Genomic DNA, 25,916 nt, shown 5'->3' with positions numbered 1-25,916 from the left:
ATGAGCCTTTATCCATTGCAGGGCCGCACCGCAATCGTCACCGGAGGCTCCTCGGGCATTGGCCTGGCGTGCGTCGAGCTGCTGCTGGAAGCCGGCGCCGCCGTTGCGTTCTGCGGCCGCGATGCAGAACGCCTGCGCCGTGCCGAAAGCGACCTGCGCCAACGTTTCCCCCAAGGCCAACTGCTGGCCCAGGTGTGCGATGTGCTCGATGGCGAAGCGGTCAACGCCTTTGCCAGCGCCAGCCAGGCCGCGCTGGGCGCCGCCAGTGTGTTGATCAACAACGCCGGGCAAGGCCGGGTCTCGACCTTCGCAGACACCACCGACAGCGCCTGGACCGAAGAGCTGCACCTGAAGTTTTTTTCGGTGATCAACCCGGTCCGCGCCTTCAAGCCGCAGCTGCAAAACCAGGCCGATGCCGCCATCGTCTGCGTCAACTCACTGCTGGCCAGCCAGCCGGAGCCGCACATGGTCGCCACCTCGGCCGCCCGCGCCGGGATCAAGAACCTGGTGCGCTCGATGGCCACCGAGTTCGCCCCGCAAGGCATCCGCGTCAACGGCATCCTGATTGGCCTGGTGGAGTCCGGGCAATGGCGCCGCCGCTTCGAAGCGCGTGAAGAACGCGACCTCGACTGGGCGCAATGGACCGCCCGCCTGGCCCAACAAAAACATATTCCCCTGGGGCGCCTGGGCCTGCCGATTGAAGCGGCCCGCGCGATCCTGTTTCTGGCCTCGCCTCTGTCGGCTTACACCACAGGCAGCCATATCGATGTATCCGGAGGCCTGTCCCGCCATGCGTAATGAAAACACTGTCACCGTGGGCGCTGCCATCACCGCCTTTCTCGAACAATGCGACGTCAAGGCCGCGTTTGGCGTGATCTCGATCCACAACATGCCGATCCTCGATGCCTTCGCCGTGCGCGGCAATATCCGCTTTGTCATGGCCCGGGGTGAAGCCGGCGCCGCCAACATGGCTGACGCCTATGCCCGTACCACCGGCGGCCTGGGCGTGTGCCTGACCTCCACCGGCACCGCCGCCGGCAATGCCGCCGGCGCCATGGTTGAAGCGCAGACTGCCGGCACCCCGCTGCTGCACATCACCGGGCAGATCGAGACGCCATACCTGGATCAGGAACTGGCGTATATCCACGAAGCCCGCGACCAGTTGAACATGCTCAAGGCCGTGTCCAAGGCCGCCTTTCGCGTGCGCAGCGTCGAGACCGCCATCAGCACCCTGAAGCTCGCGGTACAGACCGCCCTCACCGCGCCCACCGGCCCGGTCAGCGTCGAGATCCCGATCGATATCCAGTCGACCTTTATCCCGATGCCTACCGACCTGTCGCCGCTGCCGATCCCGGTCGCCGTGCCGGCACCGGAAGCCCTCGACCTGGTGGCCGCGCGCCTGGCCAGTGCCAAGCGCCCGATGCTCTGGCTCGGTGGCGGCGCACGGCATGCCGGGGCGCAGGTCAAGCGCCTGCTGGCGATGGGCGTGGGGGTGATCACCTCGACCCAAGGCCGTGGCGTGGTCAATGAAGACGACGAGCGCTGCCTGGGGGCCTTTTCGCAGAACAAACGGGTCGAGCAGTTCCTGCAAACCTGCGATGCACTGCTGATCGCCGGGTCGCGCCTGCGCAGCAACGAGACCTTCAAGTACGCGCTCAAGCTGCCGCAGAACACCCTGCGCATCGACGCCAACCCGGCCATCGAAGGCCGCAGCTATGCCAGCGAGCTGTTTATCTGCGGCGATACGGCCCTGGCCCTGGACGGCCTGGCTGACCGCCTGGAAGGCCGCCTGCATACCGATCCGCAATTCCTCGTCGAACTCAAGGCCGTGCGCGAGCAATCGCGCAACCAACTGGTGGCGGACCTGGGCCCGTACTCGGCGATGGTCGAGCAATTGCAGGCCAGCACCGGGCGCAACTTCTCCTGGGTGCGCGATGTGACCCTGTCCAACAGCATCTGGGGCAACCGCCTGCTCAACCTGTACCACCCGCGTGCCGGGGTTCACGCCTTGGGCGGCGGTATCGGCCAAGGCCTGGCGATGGGCATCGGCGCCGCGGTCGCAGCCGCTGAAACCGCGCCCGAGCGCAAGGTGTTCGCCCTGGCGGGCGATGGCGGTTTCATCCTCAACCTGGGTGAGCTGGCGACCCTGGTCCAGGAGCGCGCCAACCTGGTGATCCTGCTGATGAACGACCAGCGCTATGGGGTGATCCGCAATATCCAGGACGCGGTCTACGGCAGCCGGCATTGCTATGTCGACCTGCACACCCCGGACTACACCAAGCTCGCCGAATCCATGGGCTTGCGCCACGGCCTGGTCACCGACCTCAAGGATTTCGGCAAGGTGGTCGACAGCGCCCTGAGCCAACCCGGCCCGTTCCTGCTGGAAGTGGACATGCTCAGCGTGGGCAATTTCGCCACCCAGTTCGCCGGCCCGCCCAACAGCGAAACCAAAGCCCAGAAGGCCACCGCCTGAGGATCGCCGCATGTTGCATATCACCATGATCGGCTGCGGCGCCATTGGCGTCGGCGTGCTGGAGTTGCTGGAGAACGATCCGCAGCTGTGCGTGGATTACGTCATCGCCTCCGAGGGCTCCGAGGCGTTGGTGCGCCAGCGCCTGGCCAGTTTCAAGCGACCGCCGCAGGTGCTCACCGCCTTGCCCGCCGATACGCGCCCGGATTTGCTGGTGGAATGCGCCGGCCACCGCGCTATCGAGGAACATGTGCTGCCGGCCCTGGAGCGTGGGATTGCCTGCCTGATTGTGTCGGTCGGCGCCTTGTCCGAAGTGGGTCTGGTCGAGCGCCTGGAAGCAGCCGCTGAGCGCGGCAAGACCCGCATCGAGCTGCTGCCCGGTGCGATTGGCGGTATTGATGCGTTGTCGGCGGCCAAGGTCGGCGGCCTGGATTCGGTCAACTACACCGGGCGCAAGCCGGCCCGCGCCTGGAAAAACACTCCCGGCGAGCAGGCGTGCGACCTCGACACCATCAGCCAAGCCACGGTGATCTTCCAGGGCAGCGCCCGCGAAGCCGCGCGGCTGTATCCGAAAAACGCCAACGTCGCCGCCACCCTGTCCCTGGCCGGGCTGGGACTGGATCGCACCCACGTCACGCTGATCGCCGACCCCCACAGCGACGAAAACGTCCACCACTTCGAAGCCCGTGGCGCCTTTGGCCGTTTCGAGTTGAGCCTGCGCGGCAAGCCGCTTTTGGCCAACCCCAAGACCTCGGCGCTGACCGTGTACAGCGTGGTCCGTGCGCTGGGCAACCACGCCCATGCCATCTCAATTTAGGAGCCCGTCGATGACTCTCGAACAGACTTTACCGATCTGCATCGCCGGCCACTGGCGCCTGGGCCGTGGCGAACGCTACGCCAGCCGCTACCCGGCCACCGGCGAGGCCGTGGCCTGGCTCAATGCTGCCGACTTGCAGGATGTGGAAGACGCCATCCAGGGCGCACACCAGGCCTTCCTGCACAGCGGCTGGGCCCAGCGCAAACCCCATGAGCGGGCCAGCGTGCTGTACCGCATCGCCGAGCTGATCCGCCTGCACAGTGAAGAACTGGCGCAACTGCAACGCCAGGACAACGGCAAGCCGATCAATGAAACCCGCGCGCTGGTGGCCAGTGCGGCCGGCACCTTCCAGTTCTTCGCCGCCGCCTGCGAAACCCTGGAAGAAACCATCACCCCCTCGCGCGGCGATTTCGTCAGCATGAGCGTGTATGAGCCGATGGGCGTGGTCGCCGCGATCACCCCGTGGAATTCGCCGATTGCCAGCGAGGCGCAAAAGGTCGCGCCAGCCCTGGCGGCGGGCAATGCGGTGGTGATCAAGCCAGCGGAAATCACCCCGCTGTTGGCCCTGCGCCTGGCGCGCTTGTGTGAAGAGGCCGGCCTGCCCAAGGGCCTGATCAGCGTGCTGCCCGGCAAGGGCTCGCTGTTGGGCGACGCACTGACCCGCCACCCGCTGGTCAAGCGCGTGTCGTTCACCGGCGGCACCCGCACTGGCAAGCACATCGCCCATATCGCCGCCGACAAGATGATGCCGGTGTCTTTGGAGCTGGGCGGCAAGTCGCCGACCATCGTCCTTGATGACGCCGACCTCGACCACGCAGTGGCGGGCGTGCTCTACGGCATCTTCAGCTCTTCGGGCGAGGCCTGTATTGCCGGCTCGCGGCTGTTTGTCGCGCGCGCCCTGTACGAACCCTTTATGCAACGCCTGGTAGCCGCCGCCGCGAACCTGCGCATGGGCGACCCGGCCGACGAAAACACGCAGATGGGCCCGCTGATCAGCGCCAGCCATCGTGAATCGGTGGAACGCTACGTCGCCCTCGGCCTGGCCGAAGGCGGGCGCCTGCGCCTGGGTGGGCAGCGCCCCAGCGGCGGCCTGTATGACCAGGGCTACTTCTACCCGCCGACCATCCTTGAAGGCCTGCACAACCAACAACAGGTGTGCCAGGAAGAAATCTTCGGCCCGGTGCTGGTGGCCATGCCCTTCGACGATGAAGAGCAACTGCTGGAGCAGGCCAACGACAGCCTGTACGCCCTCGCGGCAGGCATCTGGAGCCGCGACTACAAGCGCGCCTGGGCCCTGGGCCGGCGCTTGCAGGCCGGCACGGTGTGGATCAACACCTACAAGCAGTTCTCGATTTCCACGCCGTTCGGCGGTTGGCGCGACAGCGGCCTGGGCCGCGAAAAAGGCCGCCTGGGGATCCTGCAATACATGGAACAAAAGAGCCTCTACTGGGGCATGAACCAACAGCCACTGGCCTGGGCCGGTGTGCCACACGAGGTAGCGTGATGAGCGTTTTAGGTATTGATGAAGTCACCTATGGCGTCGAGGACCTCGACACCTGCGTGCGTTTTTTCAGCGACTGGGGCCTGACTCAGGTCAGCGCGCAACCCGATGAGGTGATCTTCGAGACCCTCAACGGCTGCCGCGTAGTGCTCGCCGACCTGAACAAACCCGGCCTGCCGCCCGCCATCGAGGCCGGCTCGACCGTGCGCGAAGTGGTGTGGGGCGTGGCCGACGCGGCGGACCTTGCGCTGTACGCCGAACGCATCGCCAACGACCCGGGGTTTGTCGAGGGCAACGGGCGTATCGGCTGCACCGACCCCAACGGCTTGGCGATCCGCCTGCAAGTGACGCGCAAGCGTGAGCTGGAGATTGAATGCAGCGGCCACAACACCTGGCAGACCAAGGGTCGGATCAACAAGGCGGCGCCGATCTACGAGCGCGCCACGCCGATTGAAGTCGGTCATGTGGTGTTTTTCGTCAAGGACGTAAACGCCTGCGAAGCCTTCTACCACGAACGTTTCGGCTTCCAGGCCTCGGACCGCTACCCGGATCGCGGGGCCTTTTTGCGCACCGCCGAGGAAGGCGGCCATCACGACCTGTTCATGCTGCAACTGCCGGCGCCACGGGCGGGGCTGAACCATGTGGCCTTTACCGTACGCGATGTGCACGAGGTGTTTGGCGGCGGCATGCACGTGTCCCGCAGCGGCTGGCCGACCGAGATCGGCCCTGGGCGCCACCCGGTGTCTTCGGCGTTTTTCTGGTACTTCAAAAACCCCGCCGGCGCGCTGGTGGAGTACTACGCCGACGAAGACCAACTGACCGGCGAATGGCAGCCCCGCACCTTTGAGCCGGGGCCCACGGTGTTCGCCGAATGGGCGATTGCCGGGGGTATCGACGGCAATACCCGGCGCCAGCAACACGTCGAGGCGCCGCAAGGCAAGTTCCTCACCGACAAACCGAAACCTTGAGCAGGAGTCGCACATGCCTTCCTTAAATATTGCTATCGCCGGCGCCGGCATCGGCGGCCTGACCGCCGCGATCGCCCTGCACCGCGCCGGTCACCAGGTCACCGTGTTTGAACAGTCCAAGGCCTTTTTGCGGGTCGGTGCCGACATCAACCTCACCCCCAACGCGGTACGGGCGCTGGATGGCCTGGGAATTGGCGCCGCCGTGCGCATCCCGGCCGCGCGGCCGACCCACCGTATCAGCCGGATGTGGGACAGCGGCGAAGAGACGTCACGCCTGGAAATGTCCGACGCCGCCGAGCAGAAATACGGCGCCCCGCAACTGACCATCCACCGCGCCGATCTGCTGGCGGCCCTGGCCGAAGTGTTCCCGCTGGAGCAGGTGCAGTTCGCCAAGCGTGCCGAACGGGTCGAGCACACTGACGACGGCATCTGCCTGCATTTCAAGGATGGCAGCCAGCACCACTGTGACGTGCTGATCGGCGCCGACGGTATCCACTCGGTGGTGCGCAACGCGCTGTTCGGCGAAGAGCACCCGCGCTTTACCGGGGTGGTGGCATACCGCGCGGTGGTGCCGGCCGAGTTGGTGGCCCATGTGCCGAATATCCAGGCCTTCACCAAATGGTGGGGCCCCAACCCGCAGAGCCAGATCGTTACGTTCCCGCTGAACCAGGGCAAAGATATTTTTATCTTCGCCACCACCGCCCAGGACAGCTGGCACGAAGAGTCGTGGACCAGCGCCGGCGATGCCGACGAACTGCGCAGCCACTACCAGGCATTCCACCCCGACGCCCGTGCCCTGCTGGATGCGTGCAGCGATGTGCTCAAGACCGCGCTGTATGAGCGCGACCCGCTGCCGTTCTGGTCCAAGGGACCCATCACCCTGCTGGGCGATGCGTGCCACCCGATGATGCCGTTCATGGCCCAGGGTGCCGGCCAGGCCATCGAGGATGCGGTGGTGCTCGCCCGTTACCTGCAAGACCTCGACAGCCCGTCCCAGGTCGCCGCTGCCTTGCAGGGCTATCAGCAGGCGCGCCTGGAACGCACCAGCCAGATCCAGATCGGCTCGCGCGGCAACCAGTGGCTCAAGGACGGCGGCAATGCCGATTGGGTCTACGGCTACGACGCCTGGACCATCCCCACCCAAAGCGCGGCCTGACCATGAGCGACACCTTGCTGGTGACCGTGCTGCTCAAGCACGACCAATCAAAAAACCTGGAAGACATTCAGCGGCACATGAAGCAGCAGGACTGGTGGGAGCGCTTTCCACCGCAAGGCGTGGAGGTGGTGAGCTGGACCGTGGCCATGGGCCTGGGCCAGATCGTCACCCTGCGCTTGGCGCCGGGCCTGCTGCCGTCCCTTAACGTGGAGCTTGAGCGCTCGGCGTGGGGCGTGTTCAGCACTGAAGTTTTCCCGACATACGACTTTATCCCGGTGCGCGAAACCATCCGCGAACGGGTACGCAACGGAGGTCAATGACATGAGCACTACCGAACGATTCCTCGAGCCCCATCAGGCGCGCAAACGGCCCAATACCCAGTTTGAAGAGCTGCTGGGCGACTCCATCGAGCGCGCCTTCGGCAACGGCGTTACCGAGTTGGCGGCCCTGCTCGCCCACCTCAACCTGGCCGGCCCGCCCTGCCCGCTGACCAGCGGCGAGTGGACGGCAGATGCCTATCAAACCCTGATGGCCCGGCTGGGCGAATGACCCGGCAGAAGGAATAAAACAATGACTATGCAATTGACCGTCGACCCTGTTGAAAACCATCTGGCCAATGGCCTCAAAGACCTCTGGTTCCCGGTATTACCCTCGGACCTGCTGGGTGAAAAGCCGGTATCGGTACGCCGCCTGGGCTACAAAATCGCCCTGTGGCGCGACAACGATGGCCGCGTGCACGCCCTCGAAGACCATTGCCCCCATCGCGGTGCGCCGCTGTCCCAGGGCCCGGTGTTGGGTGATCGCCTGCAATGCCCGTATCACGGCATCGAAGTGCGCTGTGACGGTACCGTGACCAAGGTACCGGGCAGCCCTGGCTGCAAACTCGAAGGCAGCCGCCCGACCCGCATGTTCCATACCCGCGAAGCGGCAGGCGCGATCTTTTTGTTCAATGCCACCGACCCGCATTTAGCGACCCCGCCGGAACTGGTGCTGCCCGAGCAACTGACGTCCCCGGAGTGGAGCAGCTTCGTCTGCTACACCGAGTGGAAAGGCGACTACCGCTACGTGATCGACAACGTCATGGACCCGATGCACGGCACCTACCTGCACAAGATGTCGCACTCGATGAGTGAAGGCGAAGCCACCGCCAAGTTCGTCACCCGCGACACCGACAACGGGTTCTTTTTCGAGAAGGAAGGCCAGCGCGGGGTGAACTTCGACTGGACCGAGTTCATGGACAACGGCTGCCATTGGCTGCGCCTGGAAATCCCCTACCCGAAAACCGGCGGCCCGGGCGGCAACTTCACCATTATCGGCAGCTACACCCCAAGCAGCCGCGCGCTCTCGGCGGTGTTCCACTGGCGCTGCCGACCGCTGACCGGCTGGCAGCGCGACACCTGGCGCTTCCTCTACAAAAACCGCCTGGAAGCGCGGCACTGGGCCGTGCTGGAGCAGGATCGGGTGCTGCTGGAGTTCATGGAACCGGACGCCAACCAGCGCGAAAACCTCTACCAGCACGACCTGGGTGTGGTGCGCATGCGCCGTTACCTGAAGAACGCGGCCAAGGCCCAGCTCGAACTGATCGACGCGAAGCAACTGCCATGAACCCGGTCGTGGTGGCGCCCGCCGGGGCCAGTTGGTCGAATGCGCTGCTGATCGGTCGCGAGGTGGTGATGTCCGGGATGACCGCACACCCCGCCAGCCGCGAGGCGACCCTGGATTGCTACGCCCAGACCCTGGTGGTGCTGGGCAAGATCCAGGCGCTGGTGACGGCGGCCGGTGGGCATCTGGGCAATATCTACCGGCTGACGGTGTACCTCACCGATATCGCCGACAAGGACCAGGTGGGCCGCGCACGCCGCGATTTCTTCGCCGGGCAGGCCGTATTTCCCACGTCCACCCTGGTGGCCGTCAGCGCGCTGGTGTTTCCTGAACTTCGGGTCGAGATCGAGGCCAGTGCCCGGCTCGATGTCGACCTGCGTACCGTCACAGAGGTGAATGATGTCTAAGCCCTCCCTGCTCAACGCCCGCGTACACACCCTGCGCTATGAAGCCGAAGGCATCATCAGCGTGGAGTTTCGGCCGTTGGGCGATACCGTGTTCCCGCCGTTCGAGGCCGGCTCGCACATCGACCTGCACCTGGCCAACGGCCTGGTGCGCAGCTACTCGCTGCTCAATTCTCCCAGCGACCAGGGGCGCTACACCGTGGGCATCCTGCGTGACCGCAACAGCCGCGGCGGCTCGGAGTATGTGCACAGCCAACTGCGGGTCGGCATGGCGCTGTCGATCTCGGCGCCGCGCAACAACTTCGCGCTGGACCTGAGCGCCAGCCACAGTGTGCTGGTGGCCGGTGGCATCGGCATTACGCCGATCTACTGCATGTTTCGCCAACTGCTGGCCCAGGGCAAATCCGCCGAGCTGATCTATTGCGCACGTTCGCGCCAGGAAGCGGCATTGGTGGAAGCCTTGAACGGCCTGGATGCGCGGGTGGTGTACCACTTCAACGACGAAAAAGGCGTACCGCCGGACCTCGCCGCCTACCTCGCCGGCCAACCTGCGGATACGCACTTCTACTGCTGCGGCCCAACGCCGATGCTGGATGCGTTCGAGGGCACCTGTGAGCGCCTGGGTTATCCCCATGCCCATATCGAGCGCTTTACCGCCGCCGAACTGCCGCCCAGCGAAGATGCGCAGAACCGCTATAGCGTGGAGTTGAAAAAGTCCGGCAAGACGCTGTCGGTGGAACCCGGCTTGAGCTTGCTGGATGTGCTGCTCGAAGCCGGTTGCGACATCGATCACAGCTGCCGCGAGGGGGTGTGCGGCTCCTGTGAAACCCGGGTGGTGGAAGGCCAGATCGACCACCGCGACGGGGTGCTGACCAAGGCCGAGCGCGCGGCGAACAAATCGATGATGGTGTGTGTTTCGGGCTGCAAGAGCCAACGGTTGGTGCTGGACCTCTAGCCCCCCCTGTAGGAGCGAGCTTGCTCGCGAAGAACGTTAACGATAACGCGGTTTATTCTGAATAACCGCGTTACCCTCAAGTTCTTCGCTCGCGCCTACAGGATCACCCGCAAAGTGCCCGTTTCATTGGCAGCGTGCAATAAAGACGCACCTATCACGGGCAACTTTGTTACCGCACTTACGGATTGTTTCAAGGGTTATACACAGCGCTTTGTTTCCCATATAAACAATTGTTTTTAAGCGGTTTTTTATAAAATCAAAACTAATTTACCGCCTGGCACACTTCCTGCTCTACTCCCGTGCATCCACTGATTAAACGGCGTTTCGCCGATAAAACAATAAGAACCAACACTTAAACCCGGTAAGACCCGCTCCCTCCTTAGTTGCCTTTAAAGGCAAGCGGACGAGTGTTGCCGATCACCCGGTAGAGAGGTCTCTATGAAGCGTGTCTTATGTGCAGGATTGATGTTTGCCAGTTTCAGCGGTTTCGCCGCAGAACCCATCCCTTCCGAGCCGGTGCGGGCCAACGCCGCCAATAAACCTTTCCCCCACATTGCCTGGCGCAGTGACGCCGGGGACGCCAGCCTGGACATCGGCGGCGCGCTGCGCACCAACTATCGCGACGAGCATTGGGACACCACCGAGAACAATGGCCGCTTCCTCTTCGACACATTCCGCCTGGACGTGCAGGCCACCTACAAGAGCCTCTATAGCGATATCGGCTACTGGTTCCAGGACGACGGCAAGCGCTCCATCGACCGTGGCTTCGTTGGCTATCGGCTCAATGCCAACTCCAACCTGCAACTGGGCGCACCGTTCAAGCCGTTTGGCCTGGAGCCGTATCCGCAATTTGGCTGGAGTTACCACCTGCCGTTTTTCATGGGCTATGCAGTGAGTGCCGGCACCGGCCTCAAGTACAGCTACAAGGATCAGGATTGGGACGTGCAGCTTGGCTTTTTCCCACGCATGTTGCCCAGCGACCTTCGCTACTCGCCTGAAGTCGGGCGTTACGCCGACCTGAACGACAACGCGATTGCCTTCACCCAGTCGCGCCAGGACAACGAGAAGCGCAACCAGCTCAACGCCCGCGTGGCGCGCACCTTCAACAGCAATGGCTGGAAAACCGAGATCGGCGCCTCGCTGGCCACCGCCCAGCTGTACAACGCCACCACCAAGGACGATGGCGACTATTGGGCCGCCGGTGTACACGCCATCATCAACAAGGGGCTGTGGACCGTCACCACCCAGGCCATCCGCTACGAATACGATCCCGAAAACCCCACCGGCGTCAGCAAGGACTCGGTACTGATGGGCGGCAACGGCCTGACCCCGGCCTACCTGATCGCGTCCAAGGCCAGCCTGGCGTCGATCAACCTCGGCTATGACGTCTACACGCCGAGGCTGGGGCAGTTGAAGAAGGTCAAGCTGTACACCGACTACAGCCGGATGATGAAAGACAAGAGCGACTGGGATGATTCGCAGATGTTCACCGTAGGCGCGCAGTTCCTGGCCATGCCGGTGATGGCCTGGGTCGACTTTACCTGGGCGCGCAACGCCAACCCCTATGGCGGCGCAGAGAATGGCAGTGGTTTTACCAACACCAGTTCGGTGGGCAGCAACGAGTGGTATTACCGCACCAACGTGAATATTGGTTACTACTTCTAACCAGACAACAAAAGTCAAAGGTGGGGGGGAGTACATATCCGTTGCTGCGGTCACGGCGGCTATTGGTTCCGCCCTTACGGCAGGTCACTTTCGAAAAGCGCGAAAGTAACCAAAGCGCTCTTGCCCCACCACTCGGTGCCTCGCCTAGGCTCGGCATGCCCGCAGCCAGGCATTGCTCCGTGGGCCCGCCGCGATCGGCCATCCATGGCCGTGTCGCGGCTACCCCGGCATCCTGCCGGGGTGCCCACTGCGCAATACCTGCCTGCGGCCATCGTGGTTAACGGGGCGCCTAAGATCAAAAGCCAGATCAAAAACAGAGCAACAGCAAAGCCAGAGCGCGAAGCTGCATTCCCCTGTAGGAGCTGGCTTGCCTGCGATGACGGCAGGTCAGCCAACAGATTCATCGACTGATACACCGCCATCGCAGGCAAGCCAGCTCCTACAGGGTACGCGTACGCTTCGACGATCAGGTCGGCTGTCAGGCCGCCTCGCGTTGCTTGTGATTTTGATCCCAGCGCCCCGTTAAACCACGCTGGCCGTCATCCGACATTGATTTGGGGGGTAACCCGGCAGGACGCCGGGTTAGCCGCGCTGGGCCATGGATGGCCCATCGCGGCGGCCCCCCAAATCAATGTCGGATGACGGGCACACCGAGCCTAGGCGAGGTGCCGAGTGGTGGGGCAAGAGCCCTTTGCTTACTTTGGGGCTTTTCCAAAGTGAGCCGCCGTAAGGGCGGAACCCTAAGTGGCCATGACCGCAGCAACGGATATGTACTCACACCCCACAACCAAAAAAGAGCAAGTCGTGTAGATACTCATGCCTAACGCAGCCTCACCAAAGCTCGACAGCCCCCACATCAGGTCAGTGTGACGCTTCGACCATTCCTCGCTCAGTTGCGCTGCTTGCAGACGGCTGGCGCACACCTAGGTATAGTGCCGCCCCTCTTCGCATGCACGATCGTCAACCGCATGCGAACGCCGAACTAATAACAACCCGCGACTTGGAACCGGGACGAGCACTCGCCCCACCTATCGTGCTGCCTGCGCGACGGTGTGTAACGCGATGTTTCGACCCGTCCGGCTTTTGCCTTTACAAAAAAACAGCGAGGAATACTCCATGCTAGAAGTCATCAACGACTTCCTCTCAGGAAAAGTACTGATCGTGCTCATTGTCGGGCTCGGTGGTTACTTCACGATCCGCTCGCGTTTCGTTCAGTTTCGTCACTTCTTTCATATGTTCGCGGTGTTTCGCGACAGCCTCAAAAGCAGCGCCGGGCAACTCAGTTCGTTCCAGGCGCTGATGCTCAGCCTGGCCGGGCGGGTGGGCGCCGGTAACATCGCCGGGGTCGGCATTGCCGTGACCCTGGGTGGCCCGGGCGCAGTGTTCTGGATGTGGGTCACCGCGCTGGTGGGCATGTCGTCGAGCTTTATCGAGTGCTCCCTGGGCCAGCTCTACAAACGCACCGACGCCGAAGGCACCTACCGTGGTGGCCCGGCCTATTACATCCAGCACGGCCTGCAAAAACGCTGGCTGGGGATGGTCATGGCGTTCCTGCTGCTGGTGACCTTCGGGTTCGCCTTCAACGGCCTGCAAGCCCATGCCGTGACCCACTCGCTCAATAACGCCTTTGGTTTCGACACCACCTACACCGGCCTGGCGCTGGCGGTGTTGCTGGGCCTGGTGTTTATCGGCGGGATCAAGCGCATTGCCTCGATTGCCGACCTGCTGGTGCCGGTCAAGACCCTGGTCTATATCGCCGTGACGGTCTACGTGATCGTGCTGCAATTCGACCAGGTGCCGGCCATGCTCGCGACCATCGTCAGGAGCGCCTTTGGCCTGGACCAGGCCTTCGGTGGCCTGGTGGGCAGCGCGATCATCATGGGTGTGAAGCGCGGCGTGTTCGCCAACGAAGCCGGCCTGGGCAGCGCGCCCAACGTGGCCGCGGTGGCCTCGGTGGAACACCCGGTCGCCCAAGGCGTGGTGCAAGCGTTCAGCGTGTTCCTCGACACCTTCATCATCTGCACCTGCACCGCCCTGCTGATCCTGCTTTCGGGCTTCTACACCCCAGGCTTTGAAGGCGACGGCATTGCCCTGACCCAGAACTCCCTGGCAGCGGTGGTCGGTGACTGGGGGCGGATGTTTATCTCGGTGGCCCTGGCGTTGTTCGTGTTTACATCGATCATGTACAACTACTACCTGGGCGAGAGCAACCTGCGCTTTTTGGTGGGCAACAACCGCAAGGTGCTGATCGGTTATCGCGCGTTGGTACTGGTGCTGATCTTCTGGGGTTCGATCGAGAACCTGAGCACCGTGTTCGCCTTCGCCGACATCACCATGACCATGCTGGCGTTCGTCAACCTGTTCGCCCTGGCGTTCCTGTTCAAGATCGCCATGCGTCTCCTCAACGACTACGACAGCCAGCGCGCGGCGGGCATCAAGACCCCGGTGTTCGACTCCAGCCAGTTCCCGGACCTGGACCTGGACCGCAACGCATGGCCGGCCAACCCGGTGCAGCCTGAGCCAACCGCTCAAGCGACTGCTGAGCTGAACGCCCAAGTGCAACGCTGAGCCTAGATAGATGACACGCCGCCCGGCCTTGGGCATGCTCTGGGCCCGGCGGCGTTTTTCGTTCAGGAGATTGTTCGATGTCCAAAGCTAACACCCTCATGGTGCTCTACACCGGCGGCACCATCGGCATGCAAGCCAGCGCCAACGGCCTGGCGCCCGCTTCGGGCTTTGAAGCGCGCATGCGCGAACAGCTTGCCCACCTACCAGCGCCAGCCTGGCGCTTTCGGGAAATGTCGCCGCTGATCGATAGCGCCAATATGACGCCCGCCTACTGGCAACACCTGCGCAGCGCCGTGGTCGAGGCTGTGGACGAGGGCTGCGATGGCGTGCTGATTCTGCATGGCACCGACACCCTGGCCTACAGCGCGGCGGCCATGAGTTTCCAACTGCTGGGCCTGCCGGCGCCGGTGGTGTTCACCGGTTCGATGCTGCCGGCCGGCGTGCCCGACAGCGATGCCTGGGAAAACGTCAGCGGCGCCCTGGCAGCGTTGGGTGAAGGCCTGGCGCCCGGGGTGCACCTGTACTTCCACGGCGCACTGATGGCGCCGACCCGCTGTGCGAAAATCCGCAGTTTTGGTCGCCATCCCTTTGCTGCACTGCAGCGCAACGGCGGTGTGGCCAAGGCCCAGGCGCTGCCTGCCGCCCTGGACTACCGCCAGCCCAAGGCCCTGGCCAATGTCGGCGTATTGCCGCTGGTGCCGGGCATTGATGCCGGGCAACTGGATGCCCTGGTCGACAGCGGCATCCAGGCACTGGTGCTCGAATGCTTTGGCAGCGGCACCGGGCCCAGCGATAACCCGGCGTTCCTCGCCAGCCTGCAGCGTGCGCAGGCTCGGCACATCGTGGTCGTCGCGATCACCCAATGCCATGAAGGCGGTGTGGAACTGGGCGTATATGAAGCGGGCAGCCGCCTGCGTGGGGTCGGTGTGTTGTCCGGTGGCGGCATGACCCGCGAAGCCGTGTTCGGCAAGCTGCAAGCCTTGCTCGGCGCCGGGCTGCCCAACGACGAAGTACGGCGCCTGGTCGAACTGGACCTGTGCGGCGAACTGAGCTGAGCGGCATATAACTTGCTCCACTTCCAGCCATCCCCTGGCTGGAAGTTCCCATGCTGCACTCCCACCTCACCACCCTCAACGCCGTTTCCCTGGTGCTCAGCACCTTCAAGGCCGAAGGCTTGCCCGCCGAAGCGCTGCTGGCCGGCAGTGGCATCTGTGCGGCGGACCTGAGCCGCGCCGACACACGCATCGCCACGCACCAGGAAATGCAAGTGTGCGCCAATGCCGTGGCCTTGCAGCGCGATATCGGGCTGATCGTGGGGCGACGGATGCACGTATCGGCGTACGGCATGCTCGGCTATGCCCTGCTCACCAGTGCCACTTTCGGTGACGCTTTGCGCCTGGCCCTGCGTTATCCGGCGCTGTTGGGAACACTGTTCGAACTGAGCCTTGAGCAAGACGGCGAGCGTATCTGGTTCACCGCCAGCGATTACCGCGAGAGCCCGGCGCTGACCGCCTTCAACGTGGAACTGTGCCTGGGGTCGCTGAAGGTGATCTGCGACGACCTGCTCGGCCATCCGCTGCCCTTGCTGGGCGCGCGCTTTGAGCATGCTGCGCCGGATTACCAGGCGCGCTATGCCGAGTGTTTTGACTGCCCGTTGCAGTTCCAGGCCACGGCCAATGCGTTCGCCTTCGACCAGCGCTGGCTCGCCCAACCCTTGCCCCTGGCCGACACCGTGACCCACCGGGCCATGGCCGAACGCTGCCGCAAGCAGAACACCGAATTCACCGGGCGCGAGGCCTGGCTGGGGCGGGTCCGCCAGTTGCTCGCGGCACAACTGCACGCCGCACCGGGGCTCGATGGCCTGGCCCAGCAGATGAACTGTTCGCCGCGCACCCTGCGCCGGCACCTGCACGACCTGGGCTGCAGCTACCAGGAACTGCTGGACGAACTGCGCTTCGAGCGCGCCAAGCAGTTGTTGGCGCAAGACCAGTGGCCGATCTACCGCATCGCCGAGCAGTTGGGTTTCAGTGAGACCGCAAGCTTCCGGCATGCCTTTGTACGCTGGAGCGGTGTAGCGCCGAGTCAATTTCGAGCATGACGCCCCATGCAGGGGCGAATTTCGGACAGACAATTTGGCCATATTTATCCCCTTTTGGCCGCTCCTGCCGTTCTCCAAACCTGCGCGCACCGCAACACTGCAAGGCATCCCAACCTGCCTGCGGAGAACAATAAAAATGCTGACGATCTACTCGCACGATCACCACCTGCACCATGGCCGTTGCGAATTGATGGACGGCCAGTTGATGCCCTGCTTCGAAATGCCTTCGCGCGCCGACCATGTGCTGCAACGGGTCAAGGACCGTACACTGGGCCCGGTGCAAGCGCCCCAGGACTTTGGCCTGGCGCCGCTGCAGCGCATCCACAGCCGCGACTACCTGGAGTTCTTCCAGGGTGCCTGGGCCCGTTGGGTCGAATTCGGCCAGGACGGCGACCTGCTGCCCTACACCTGGCCCGCCCGGACCTTGCGCCGCGTGCTGCCCACCAGCCTGCACGGCCAACTGGGCTATTACAGCTTCGACGGCGGTGCGCCGATCACCGCCGGTACCTGGCAGGCGGCCTACAGCGCGGCGCAGGTCGCGCTGACCGCGCAGCAGGCGATCCAACAAGGCGCCCACAGCGCCTTCGCCTTGTGCCGGCCACCGGGGCATCACGCCGCTGGCGACTTGATGGGCGGTTACTGCTACCTCAACAACGCCGCCATCGCCGCCCAGGCTTTTATCGACCAGGGCCACAAAAAGGTCGCGATCCTCGACGTGGATTACCACCACGGCAACGGCACCCAGTCGATCTTCTATGAGCGCAGCGATGTGCTGTTCACTTCGATCCACGGGCACCCGCAGGCCGAGTTTCCGTTTTTCCTCGGTTATGCCGACGAGCTGGGCGAGGGTGCCGGCGAAGGCTTCAACTTCAATTACCCGCTGCCGGCTGGTGCCGCCTGGGACACCTGGAGCGCGGCACTGGAGCAGGCCTGCCGGGAGATCGAGGGCTATGGCGCCGACATCATCGTGGTGTCCCTGGGCGTGGACACGTTCAAGGACGATCCCATCTCGCAATTCAAGCTCGACAGCCCGGACTACCTGGCCATGGGCACGCGTATCGCCCGCCTGGGCAAGCCGACGCTGTTTGTGATGGAAGGCGGTTACGCGGTGGCAGAAATCGGCATCAATGCCGTCAACGTTCTCGAAGGTTTTGAAGGGGCAGCCCAATGAACATGCTCAAGTCGCTTGTACTCTGCGCCGCCGTGCTCAGCAGCGCCGCCCACGCCGAAGAAAAAACCCTGCGGGTCTACAACTGGTTCGACTACATCACGCCCAAGGCCCTGGAAGATTTCAAGGCGCAGAACCCGGCGATCAAGCTGGTGTACGACATCTTCGACACCAACGAAGCCCTGGAAGCCAAGTTGCTGACCGGCAACTCCGGGTATGACGTGGTGGTGCCGTCCAATGTGTTCCTGGCCAAGCAGATCGAAGCCGGGGTGTTCCAACCCCTGGACCGCAGCCAGTTGCCCAACTGGAACCACCTCGATCCCAAGCTGATGAAGCTGATCGAGGCCAACGATCCGGGCAACAAACACGCGGTGCCCTACATGTACGGCACCATCCTCATCGGCTTCAACCCGGACAAGGTCAAGGCCGCCCTGGGCGCCGACGCACCGGTGGACAGCTGGGATTTGATCTTCAAAGAAGAGCACATCAGCAAGCTCAAGCAATGCGGCGTGGCACTGTTGGACTCACCGTCGGAAATCCTGCCCCTGGCCCTGCAGCACCTGGGCCTGGACCCCAACAGCAGCAACCCCAAGGACTATGTCAAAGCCGAAGCGTTGCTGATGAAGATCCGCCCCTACATCACCTACTTCCACTCATCCAAATACATGGCCGATATCGCCAACGGGGATATCTGCGTGGCCGTCGGTTACTCCGGCAGTTTCTCCCAGGCCGCCAACCGCGCCTGGGAGGCCAAGAACGGGGTGATTGTCGACATGCGCCTGCCCAAGGAAGGCGCGCCGATCTGGTTCGACATGCTGGCCATTCCCAAGGGCGCGAAAAACCCGCAGGACGCCTACACCTTCATCAACTACCTGCTGCAACCCCAGGTGATCGCGCCCATCAGTGATTTTGTCGGCTACCCCAACCCCAACAAGGATGCGACCGAGCACGTCGACCCGGCGATTCGCAACAACCCCAACCTGTATCCCACCGAGGCGGCGATGGCCACGCTCTACACCCTCAAGCCCCTGGAGCGCGACGCCGAGCGTGCGCGGACCCGGGCCTGGAGCAAGATCAAGTCCGGCACCTGATTGACCTTGGCCTGGGCGCACCGGCCCCGGCCAGGGTATTTATCTACCGTCTTCGCCGCCGCCGCAGAAACTACCGTGCAGCTCTTCAAGCCTTCCACTGGCCAAGGAGCTGCAAATGCCCAACGACTCACCCGCCCCCCATAACCGTCCGCCAAGTGCCTATGAGCTGCTGATGCAATTGAGTACCGGCCCCTCCATCCGTGAAGTCGCCGCGAACCTGCTACGTGCAGCCCTCAAGGAGCAATACCCGACACTGAACATCGAGCCGGACCTGGCCATGGTCGTCACACCGCATTGGCGCATCGTCGGCGATGCGATCCAGGCAGCGCCGGCGTCTACCGAATCACTGACCTCGGTCCTGGCCAACCAGGCCCTGTCGCCTGAGCCGGTGATCTATATCGACGGCGAGCATTTCCTCACCCTGGAGCCCGCAGCCCAGCCCCCCGACCACCTGCCCGTGAAAATCGATGCTATCGCACGGCTGGTCAACGAGCTGTCGGCCCTGATCTTCAGCGCTTTCCAGGAGCAGCAGTTGGACTACTGGAATGCCTCCAACGGCCTGGCAGGCCCCCGCTGGCAGACACTCGCCCATTCCTTGCGCAACGTATGGAACGTTACGGCCCAGGAAGGCTGGGATGAACAAGATTGCGCCATGGCCAGGACGCTGTTCCACTTCCCGCAGCTGGCCAGGCGCAAAACCTCCGATACCTTCCAGACCCACGCTTACCTGGTCGACATTGATGCCAGCCACGAAAACCAGTCCATTCACGTTGGCCTGTCGGATATCGCGGTGCTGATCGGCGTACACGAGCAACAGCAGCGCATCCTCACGTATTCGCTGAGCACTGGTTATGCGAAATTCGACTCCCTGGACGCCTTCGGCCAAGCCCTGCCCACAGGCCTGACGCAAAGTGCGGCGCAGGTGAACGTGCAATGGCGCCTGTACGAACCGCAGGGGGATTTCTTCGAGAGCCAGGCGTGTAACCTGGTCGCCCTGCAACTGGAGGCCATCGGCTCGGTGGGCTCGTCCGGCATCGAAGCACCTCCCGCAGCAGCGGTCGGCGGCCAGGCGGTCGCTCGCATCCTGCCGGTGATTGAGGACCTGAGCAGCCACTCACTGTCGAACATCCGCCAGATACATGAAGAGCTTCCCGAGTGGCTGACCGGCGCCTCAGACCTCGACATCTCGACCTACAGCCGCTACCTGATCGACCTGGCCGAACTGCACACCCACAACCACGGGCGCACGTTCCAGGACGGTATCCCGGCAATCCGCGACTACGCCCGGGAGCAGTTGCAAGGCACACTCAAACAGCAACCCAATGGCGCGAGCCTGAACCTGGACAAGGTCGAGATCAGCATCGAGAGCCCGGTGGTCTGGGGCACTTTTGTGCTGCCCGGGGCCAGCGACATCACCCGGCGCAGCCTGATCGACCTGGCCCTGGAAAACCTCACCGGGCTGCCCACAGGAACAACCAGCGTGCTCTACAACGGCGGCAAGAGCCCGACCTGGCTGACCTACACCTACCTCAAGGACCTGATCGAAACCCTCGATATCGGCGAACACTACCCGGCGCTGATCAAACGCACCCTGCTCGACGACCCTGCTGAGTCGAAGAGCCGGCAGACCCTCTACACCTCGCACTTGCGGGTGCAACTGCCGCTGCTGGCCTTGCAGTGGAAAATCCAGCGCCTGCATGGCATCGACGAGCGCGGTTATCGCTATGTGGCGGCGGCCGTGCAGGCAGAGGCGCACGAGCGCCAGGTGGAAGGGCAAGAGATCGTGTTCCGCCGCCTGGCCTTTGTCCCGACCTTGCGCCCCAGCAAGGAACAGGATGGGGTGGCGAATATGTTCGTGATCGGCCCCCGCGACCACACCCAGGGCCCGTGCCTGCTGTATCGCCCGTTGCTGGCTCCGGTGCTGATCCAGTTCCCGTCCCGGCAAAACCTGCTGTATGCGATCAAGCATCAGCGCACCCTGCGCGATTCGGTGCTGGCCTGGCTGGCCGAAGACATACGCTTTAACTACGAGCAGTACGTGTTCCCCGCCGCCCTGCCCTCGCCATGGACGGTGGTGCGCGCGCTGGTGGAACCGCAAGTGGTGCTGCAAATGAGTGGCCCCATGGCCCTGAGCGACGAAGTGCTGGGCAATGATGCCCTGGCGACGTTGTTCACGGACAACGCCAATGCGCTGGTGGAGCTGGCCAACCGCCAATCGGTGTCCAATGTGCAGAAGCGCTGGGCCAGTTACCGGCAGGCCGGCTGGATGATCTTCGGCGCGGCGCTGCCCTTTTTGGGGCGCACGGTGGGGATCGCCGCATGGATCTGGCAAATCATGGACGACCTGCAAGCCACGGCCCAGGCCGAACCGGGGCCCGATGGGGAGGTTTCCTGGACGGCTCAGGTCGACCTGCTGCTCAACCTGGGCATGGCCCTGGTGCTGCACGTGACCTTGCGCCACCCACCTGAGCGAGCAGCGCAAAAGGTGGCGCTGGTGGAGCCTGAACCCACACCGGTAGAACCTGAAACCACGGTTCTGGAAAAGACGCAAAAAGCACTGCCGCCGTCGCCCAAAGTCCTCATCAGCCAGCAAGCCAACGTGTCCGAGAGCGACCTGGCCGCACGTCATCAAGGCCCCCTGCACAGCAGCGGCGCACTCAGTCGTGCGCCCTCAAGCCTGGGGGCGACCCTGGATCGCTTCAAAATTGACAAACCCGAGGGGCTGGGGGAGCCGATCACGGAGGCCGGGGTGCACCTGCATCTCTATGCCCTTGCCGATAAATGGTACGCACCGGTCGGCCCACGCTGGTTCGAGGTGACGGTGGATGAGAACGACAACGTCATGATCATCGACCCCAAACGCCCCACCCACAACGGCCCCTTGCTGCTAAGCAACCTGGCCGGCCAATGGTTTGTCGACACCCGCCTGCGCCTGCGCGGTGCCGGGTTCAGGAACCGCCGCAAAGCCGCACAAGCCAAAGCACCTTCGCGCATCCTCGACCTGCGGCAAAAACTCAACGCGTTCAACGCCGACCAGCGACGCGGGCAAACCGAAATCACCCAGGCACATGCGGCGATAGAGCCAAAGCCAGGCCCCTCCTCCGAGCGCCAGCGCGAGGCGTACATCGACAAGGTCGACGCCCGCATGGCCGAATACGACGTGCCCATCCGCCAACTGCGGGCACTGAACATCATCGACACGGTGCCCAATTACCAGGGCAACATGATTGACTATTTGAGCCAACAACTGCTGCTGACCCGTTCAGCCGTTGCGCAACGCCTGCCCATGTTTCGCACCAAGCTATTGACCACGCTCCAGGAGCTGGAAACGATCACCTCGCGGGACGCCAAGCTTCAGGCGCAGCTCGCCGGAACGGTATCAAAGCTCAACCTGGACATGATCAAGCGCCTGCAATACGCCGAGTCGCGTTATCGCGAGCTGGAAAAGCTCGGTATCGAGGGCACAAAAATCATCCAGACCACGCTGCGCGCCTTGCCCCACTTCAAGCTGTACGACCTCAAAGCCCTGCAAATCACCCTGACCCGCTACCTGTGCATCACGCCAGGCACCGGCGAAGCGTTCACCGATGCGCACCGCCAGCTCGATGAAATCGTCAACTGCGCCGATATCAACATCCTGACCTGGGTCGAGACCCTGAGCGAATCGACCATCAGCAACCCGGACGAGCGCCTCGATGTGCTCAACAGCCTGGTAGAACAGTTCGCCATCATTGACCAGCGCTTGCTGGACCTGCACGCCGAATACCCTGAACACGTGCAGCGAGAGCCCCTGGAAGACCTGCGCCAGCGGATCGACGAATTCAACCAGCAGGCGACTCACGAACTGGTGCTGCTGCTGCGTGAGCGCAAGCCCCCGGAACCCAAGGCCGGCTCGTCCAGAACGCCGCAGACGCCGAAAAAAAAGGTTATCAAGACCCGTTTCAGCGGCGTGCTGGTGGGGGAGTTGCGGCCTGACGAGGCAGGCCTGCTGGATGTCAGGGCGCCGGTGACGGGCAAGGTCATTGCCACCTTCCACGAAAAAAGCCCCGGCGTGTGGGTGGAACGCGCAAGGCCTGCCGCAAAGCTGCCCAAGCCACAGGCTGCCGACCTCAATACCAGCATGAACGATGGTCAGCACCTGCTGGATGAGGAACCCGCCGCCACGCAGCGGGTGCTAGCGCATGCCAAAAAAGCCGGACGCATCCCGGTAGAGATCGAAGAAATGCTGCATCAGTACGCGGCACGCCTGGAGCAGGCGGTTAACACGGTCGAGGAGGCGCTGACCCAGCGCAACCTCACCGAAAGCGATCGCCCCTCTGCTGCCACACTCAACCGCAAACTCAACGAGGCGGCGCAACGCCTCTACCAATTGGGCACCAACACCCGTATCAGCATGACCAAACAGCAACTGCCCACCGCCGAACGGGTGGAATGGCTGCACAGCCTGGGGCAGGTAAACATCGTCAAGGTGGTCACCCGCCGACGCCTCAAGGGGCCCGGCAAAAACTATCTGGATGAGTACGCCATCCGCGATCACCAAAGCCAGGAAGTGCTGTGGTATGCGCACTTCCACTACGAATCGCCGCAAGCCGAACTCGACAACTACACCGCCGGCCACCTCAAGACCCGCGACCAGCAAAAGCTCGGCGGCGCGATCCACCGTACGGGCTTGAGCGAGCGCGACCAGATCGCGATTTATCGCAGTGAAATCCGCCCGCCACTGGCGCGTGCCCTGTTCTTCCAGAACTGAGGCTCAACCGGCCTGCCAGGCCCGGCGCAACCGGGCCAGCGCCTGGGCAATAGCCTCTTCGGGCACGGCGGCAAACCCCAGCACCAGGCCGGCACGCAGCTCCGGTGCCGGCCCGGTATCGGGCAGCCAGTAGCTGCTCAGGGCGTTGATCTCCACATCCGCGGCCAAGGCCTGGGCCACCAGTTGCGCTTCACGGGCCAGGCCCTGCACCCGCACGGTGAGGTGCAAGCCGGCCGCGACACCGGGCAGGCTCCCCACGCCCGGCACATCGGCCGGCCAGCCGGCCAGCACGGCATTGCGCCGGCTCAGGGCGGCGCGACGCATGCGGCGGATATGCCGCTGGAAGTGCCCCGCTGCCATGAACTCGGCCATCACTGCCTGGGTGCTGACCTCAGAGTGCCGCACATCCACGGCGCGGCGGCGGGTGAAGGCACTCACCAGCGCCTGGGGCAAAACCAGATAGCCCAGGCGCAACGCCGGGAACGCCACCTTGCCGAAGGTGCCCACGTAGAGCACCCGGCCACTGCGGTCCAGGGCGGCCAGCGGGGCCAAGGGCGCGCCGCTGTAGCGGTACTCGCCGTCGTAGTCGTCCTCGATGACCCAGCCACCGGTGCGCTCTGCCCAGGCCAGCAGCTCCAGGCGCCGGGCCAGGCTCATCACCACTCCCGTCGGGTATTGGTGCGAGGGCGTGACGTAGGCCAGGCGGCAATCGCTGAGCGCGTTCAACGCGGTGCAGTCGATGCCGCCAGCGTCCACTGCCACGCCTTGGAGTTTCGCCCCGGCAATGGCGAACGCATGTCCAGCCGCCCGATAACCGGGATTTTCAATCGCCACTCCATCCCCGGGCTCCACCAGCAGCTGTGCACAAAGGCTGATCGCCTGTTGCGCGCCACTGGTGATCACTATTTGCTCAGCAGTGCACTGCATGCCTCGCGAGCTACGCAAGTAGGCGGCGATCAGCCCGCGCAGGCGCGCGTCCCCTGCCGGGTCGCCGTAGCACAACTGCTGCAGGTTCGGCTTGCGCCAAAAAGCCGCATTCAGCTTGGCCCACACGTCAAACGGGAACAGATCGAAGGCCGGCACACCCACGCGAAAAGCCCGTGGCGGGCCAGCCGGCGGCAAGGGTAAATGGTTGCTTTCCAGACGACCCAAGGCGCCGCTGTGGATAACTGCACTGGATGAAAATCCAGGCAGGTCGGCGTGAATTGTGGATAAAGCTGGGGATAAGCCTGTTGATAACCCTGTGGACACTTTTGTGGATAGTTTTTTTTCCAATTGCGCCACATAGGTCCCGTCACCCACCCGCCCTTCGATAAAGCCTTCGGCATACAGCTGGTCGTAGGCCCGCACCACGCTATTGCGGGAAATCCCCAGGGCCGCTGCCAGGTCGCGGCTAGCCGGCAGGCGAGTGCCACTGGCCAGTCGCCCATCCAGCACGCGCTGGCGCAGCGCCTCGTACAACTGGCGTGTCAGGCCTTGGCGACGATCAAGCTCGATACCAGCAGGGTTAAACGACATGGGCGACATATTGGACCTATGAAATTGGTCTGAGATGGCTCTTACAACAGACCATTAGCCTGCCTAGGATGCACGTATTCGCCAAGGAAAATATTCATGTACACACCGTCCGCCTTTGCTCTCGACGATTTGCCCGAACAGCAGCAACTGATCCAGCACACGCGCCTGGCGCAACTGGTGACCTTTGGCGAACAAGGCCTGCAAGCCAGCCACCTGCCGCTGCTGCTCAACCCCGACGAGGGCCCCAACGGCACCCTCTACGGGCACCTGGCCAAGGCCAACCCTCAGTGGCGCGACCTACAAAATGGTAGCGAAGCGCTGGTGATCTTCGCGGGCGCCGAGGCCTACGTCAGCCCGGCGTTCTACCCGGCCAAGGCCGAACACGGCAAAGTGGTACCAACCTGGAACTACCTGGCGGTACACGCCTACGGCAAGGCCCAGGTGTTTACCGATGCCGAGCGCTTGCTGGCGGTGGTCAGTGCGCTGACCGATCGCCATGAAGGCCGCCGCGCCCAGCCATGGAAAGTCAGCGACGCCCCGGCCAGCTACATTGACGGCATGCTCAAGGCCATCGTCGGCTTCGTCCTGCCAATCGAGCGCCTGATCGGCAAACGCAAGCTCAGCCAGAACCGCAGCGCGGCCGACATTGCCGGGGTGCGCGAAGGACTGGCCGCCAGCGTTGATATGCGTGACCAAACCCTCGCCCGATTCATTCCCAAGGACCGCACATGAGCCAGATCGAAATCCGCCGGGTAGCAGCCACCGAGCACGCCGCCTGGTTACCGCTGTGGCAGGCCTACCTGCGCTTCTATAACACCGAGTTGCCTGACGCAGTCAGCGCCAGCACCTGGCAACGCCTGCTCGACCCCAGCGAACCGACCCATTCGGCCCTGGCCTGGCAGGATGGCAAGGCGGTGGGCATGGTCAACTTTATCTATCACCGCTCCAACTGGAGCATCGAAAACTCCTGTTACCTGCAAGACCTGTTCGTGGAACCCGGCCAACGCGGCACCGGGGTTGGTCGCCAACTGATCGAGTTCGTCTACACCACCGCCAAGGCCGAGGGGTGCGCCAAGGTCCACTGGTTGACCCATGAGAGCAACGCCACGGCGATCCAGTTGTATGAACGCATTGCCGAACGTCCCGGCTTTATCCAATTTCGCAAAGGCCTTTAAGGAGTACCCC

Annotated in this window: 21 protein-coding genes; 20 read left to right on the top strand and 1 reads right to left on the bottom strand. The window is 63.5% G+C overall.

The features are described from left to right. The 18 genes from HBO19_RS11100 (at position 1) to HBO19_RS11015 (ending at position 23,213) form a co-directional block, all read left to right on the top strand. Complete coding sequence (locus HBO19_RS11100; protein WP_170057518.1) at positions 1-798, top strand: SDR family oxidoreductase; 798 nt, start codon at positions 1-3, stop codon at positions 796-798. Beyond that, entirely contained in the window at positions 791-2,473 is a 1,683-nt protein-coding gene (locus HBO19_RS11095) for a thiamine pyrophosphate-binding protein (protein WP_170057517.1), read from the top strand. The genes HBO19_RS11100 and HBO19_RS11095 overlap by 8 nt, the downstream gene beginning before the upstream one ends. 10 nt (positions 2,474-2,483) lie before the next feature. After that, positions 2,484-3,287, top strand: a complete 804-nt coding sequence (locus HBO19_RS11090) for an aspartate dehydrogenase (RefSeq protein WP_169955443.1) — start codon at positions 2,484-2,486, stop codon at positions 3,285-3,287. Positions 3,288-3,297: 10 nt separating this feature from the next. After that, the gene (locus tag HBO19_RS11085; protein WP_170042051.1) at positions 3,298-4,791 is read left to right on the top strand and encodes an aldehyde dehydrogenase; all 1,494 of its coding nucleotides are present in this window, start codon (positions 3,298-3,300) and stop codon (positions 4,789-4,791) included. Further along, positions 4,791-5,756 carry a VOC family protein gene (locus HBO19_RS11080; RefSeq protein ID WP_169955445.1) on the top strand — a complete coding sequence of 322 codons (966 nt, stop codon included), beginning with the start codon at positions 4,791-4,793 and terminating at the stop codon, positions 5,754-5,756. The genes HBO19_RS11085 and HBO19_RS11080 overlap by 1 nt, the downstream gene beginning before the upstream one ends. A gap of 13 nt (positions 5,757-5,769) precedes the next feature. Next, positions 5,770-6,912, top strand: coding sequence for an FAD-dependent monooxygenase (locus HBO19_RS11075; RefSeq protein ID WP_170057516.1), 1,143 nt, complete (start codon positions 5,770-5,772; stop codon positions 6,910-6,912). A gap of 2 nt (positions 6,913-6,914) precedes the next feature. After that, entirely contained in the window at positions 6,915-7,232 is a 318-nt protein-coding gene (locus HBO19_RS11070) for a hypothetical protein (RefSeq protein ID WP_169955447.1), read from the top strand. A 1-nt stretch (position 7,233) separates the two neighbouring features. Next, complete coding sequence (locus tag HBO19_RS11065; RefSeq protein ID WP_029289990.1) at positions 7,234-7,461, top strand: recombinase-like helix-turn-helix domain-containing protein; 228 nt, start codon at positions 7,234-7,236, stop codon at positions 7,459-7,461. Between the two features lie 21 nt (positions 7,462-7,482). Beyond that, a complete protein-coding gene (locus HBO19_RS11060) occupies positions 7,483-8,517 on the top strand; it encodes an aromatic ring-hydroxylating dioxygenase subunit alpha (RefSeq protein ID WP_170042049.1) in 1,035 nt (344 codons plus the stop codon). Beyond that, positions 8,514-8,921: a Rid family hydrolase gene (locus HBO19_RS11055; RefSeq protein WP_170042048.1), complete on the top strand. Its 408-nt coding sequence runs from the start codon at positions 8,514-8,516 to the stop codon at positions 8,919-8,921. The genes HBO19_RS11060 and HBO19_RS11055 overlap by 4 nt, the downstream gene beginning before the upstream one ends. Beyond that, positions 8,914-9,873 carry a PDR/VanB family oxidoreductase gene (locus tag HBO19_RS11050; RefSeq protein WP_169955450.1) on the top strand — a complete coding sequence of 320 codons (960 nt, stop codon included), beginning with the start codon at positions 8,914-8,916 and terminating at the stop codon, positions 9,871-9,873. Before HBO19_RS11055 ends, HBO19_RS11050 begins: the two co-directional genes overlap by 8 nt. A 438-nt stretch (positions 9,874-10,311) precedes the next feature. After that, the gene (locus HBO19_RS11045; RefSeq protein ID WP_169955451.1) at positions 10,312-11,538 is read left to right on the top strand and encodes a hypothetical protein; all 1,227 of its coding nucleotides are present in this window, start codon (positions 10,312-10,314) and stop codon (positions 11,536-11,538) included. Between the two features lie 1,116 nt (positions 11,539-12,654). Then, positions 12,655-14,106 carry an alanine/glycine:cation symporter family protein gene (locus HBO19_RS11040; RefSeq protein ID WP_170057515.1) on the top strand — a complete coding sequence of 484 codons (1,452 nt, stop codon included), beginning with the start codon at positions 12,655-12,657 and terminating at the stop codon, positions 14,104-14,106. A 77-nt stretch (positions 14,107-14,183) separates the two neighbouring features. Continuing rightward, on the top strand, positions 14,184-15,161 hold the full coding sequence (locus tag HBO19_RS11035) for an asparaginase (RefSeq protein ID WP_169954011.1): 978 nt from the start codon (positions 14,184-14,186) through the stop codon (positions 15,159-15,161). A 50-nt stretch (positions 15,162-15,211) separates the two neighbouring features. Continuing rightward, positions 15,212-16,204, top strand: coding sequence for an AraC family transcriptional regulator (locus HBO19_RS11030; RefSeq protein ID WP_057440561.1), 993 nt, complete (start codon positions 15,212-15,214; stop codon positions 16,202-16,204). Positions 16,205-16,340: 136 nt separating this feature from the next. Further along, entirely contained in the window at positions 16,341-17,375 is a 1,035-nt protein-coding gene (locus HBO19_RS11025) for a histone deacetylase family protein (protein ID WP_170057514.1), read from the top strand. Then, positions 17,372-18,463, top strand: a complete 1,092-nt coding sequence (locus HBO19_RS11020) for a polyamine ABC transporter substrate-binding protein (RefSeq protein WP_170057513.1) — start codon at positions 17,372-17,374, stop codon at positions 18,461-18,463. The genes HBO19_RS11025 and HBO19_RS11020 overlap by 4 nt, the downstream gene beginning before the upstream one ends. A 115-nt stretch (positions 18,464-18,578) precedes the next feature. Beyond that, complete coding sequence (locus HBO19_RS11015) at positions 18,579-23,213, top strand: DUF6543 domain-containing protein (RefSeq protein WP_170057512.1); 4,635 nt, start codon at positions 18,579-18,581, stop codon at positions 23,211-23,213. A 3-nt stretch (positions 23,214-23,216) separates the two neighbouring features. On the opposite strand, the gene HBO19_RS11010 is transcribed toward HBO19_RS11015, so the two are convergent. After that, positions 23,217-24,740, bottom strand: coding sequence for a PLP-dependent aminotransferase family protein (locus HBO19_RS11010; protein WP_170057511.1), 1,524 nt, complete (start codon positions 24,738-24,740; stop codon positions 23,217-23,219). An 87-nt stretch (positions 24,741-24,827) separates the two neighbouring features. On the opposite strand from HBO19_RS11010, the gene HBO19_RS11005 reads away from it, so the two are divergent. Beyond that, entirely contained in the window at positions 24,828-25,463 is a 636-nt protein-coding gene (locus tag HBO19_RS11005) for an FMN-binding negative transcriptional regulator (protein ID WP_170042039.1), read from the top strand. Continuing rightward, positions 25,460-25,906, top strand: a complete 447-nt coding sequence (locus HBO19_RS11000) for a GNAT family N-acetyltransferase (protein WP_169954017.1) — start codon at positions 25,460-25,462, stop codon at positions 25,904-25,906. The genes HBO19_RS11005 and HBO19_RS11000 overlap by 4 nt, the downstream gene beginning before the upstream one ends. Positions 25,907-25,916: the final 10 nt, after the last annotated feature.

It is taken from the genome of Pseudomonas sp. WS 5021, assembly GCF_012985535.1.
Lineage (GTDB): Bacteria > Pseudomonadota > Gammaproteobacteria > Pseudomonadales > Pseudomonadaceae > Aquipseudomonas.
The sequence above is the reverse complement of the archived record's forward strand: the minus strand, read 5'-3'. Positions and strand labels throughout refer to the sequence as shown.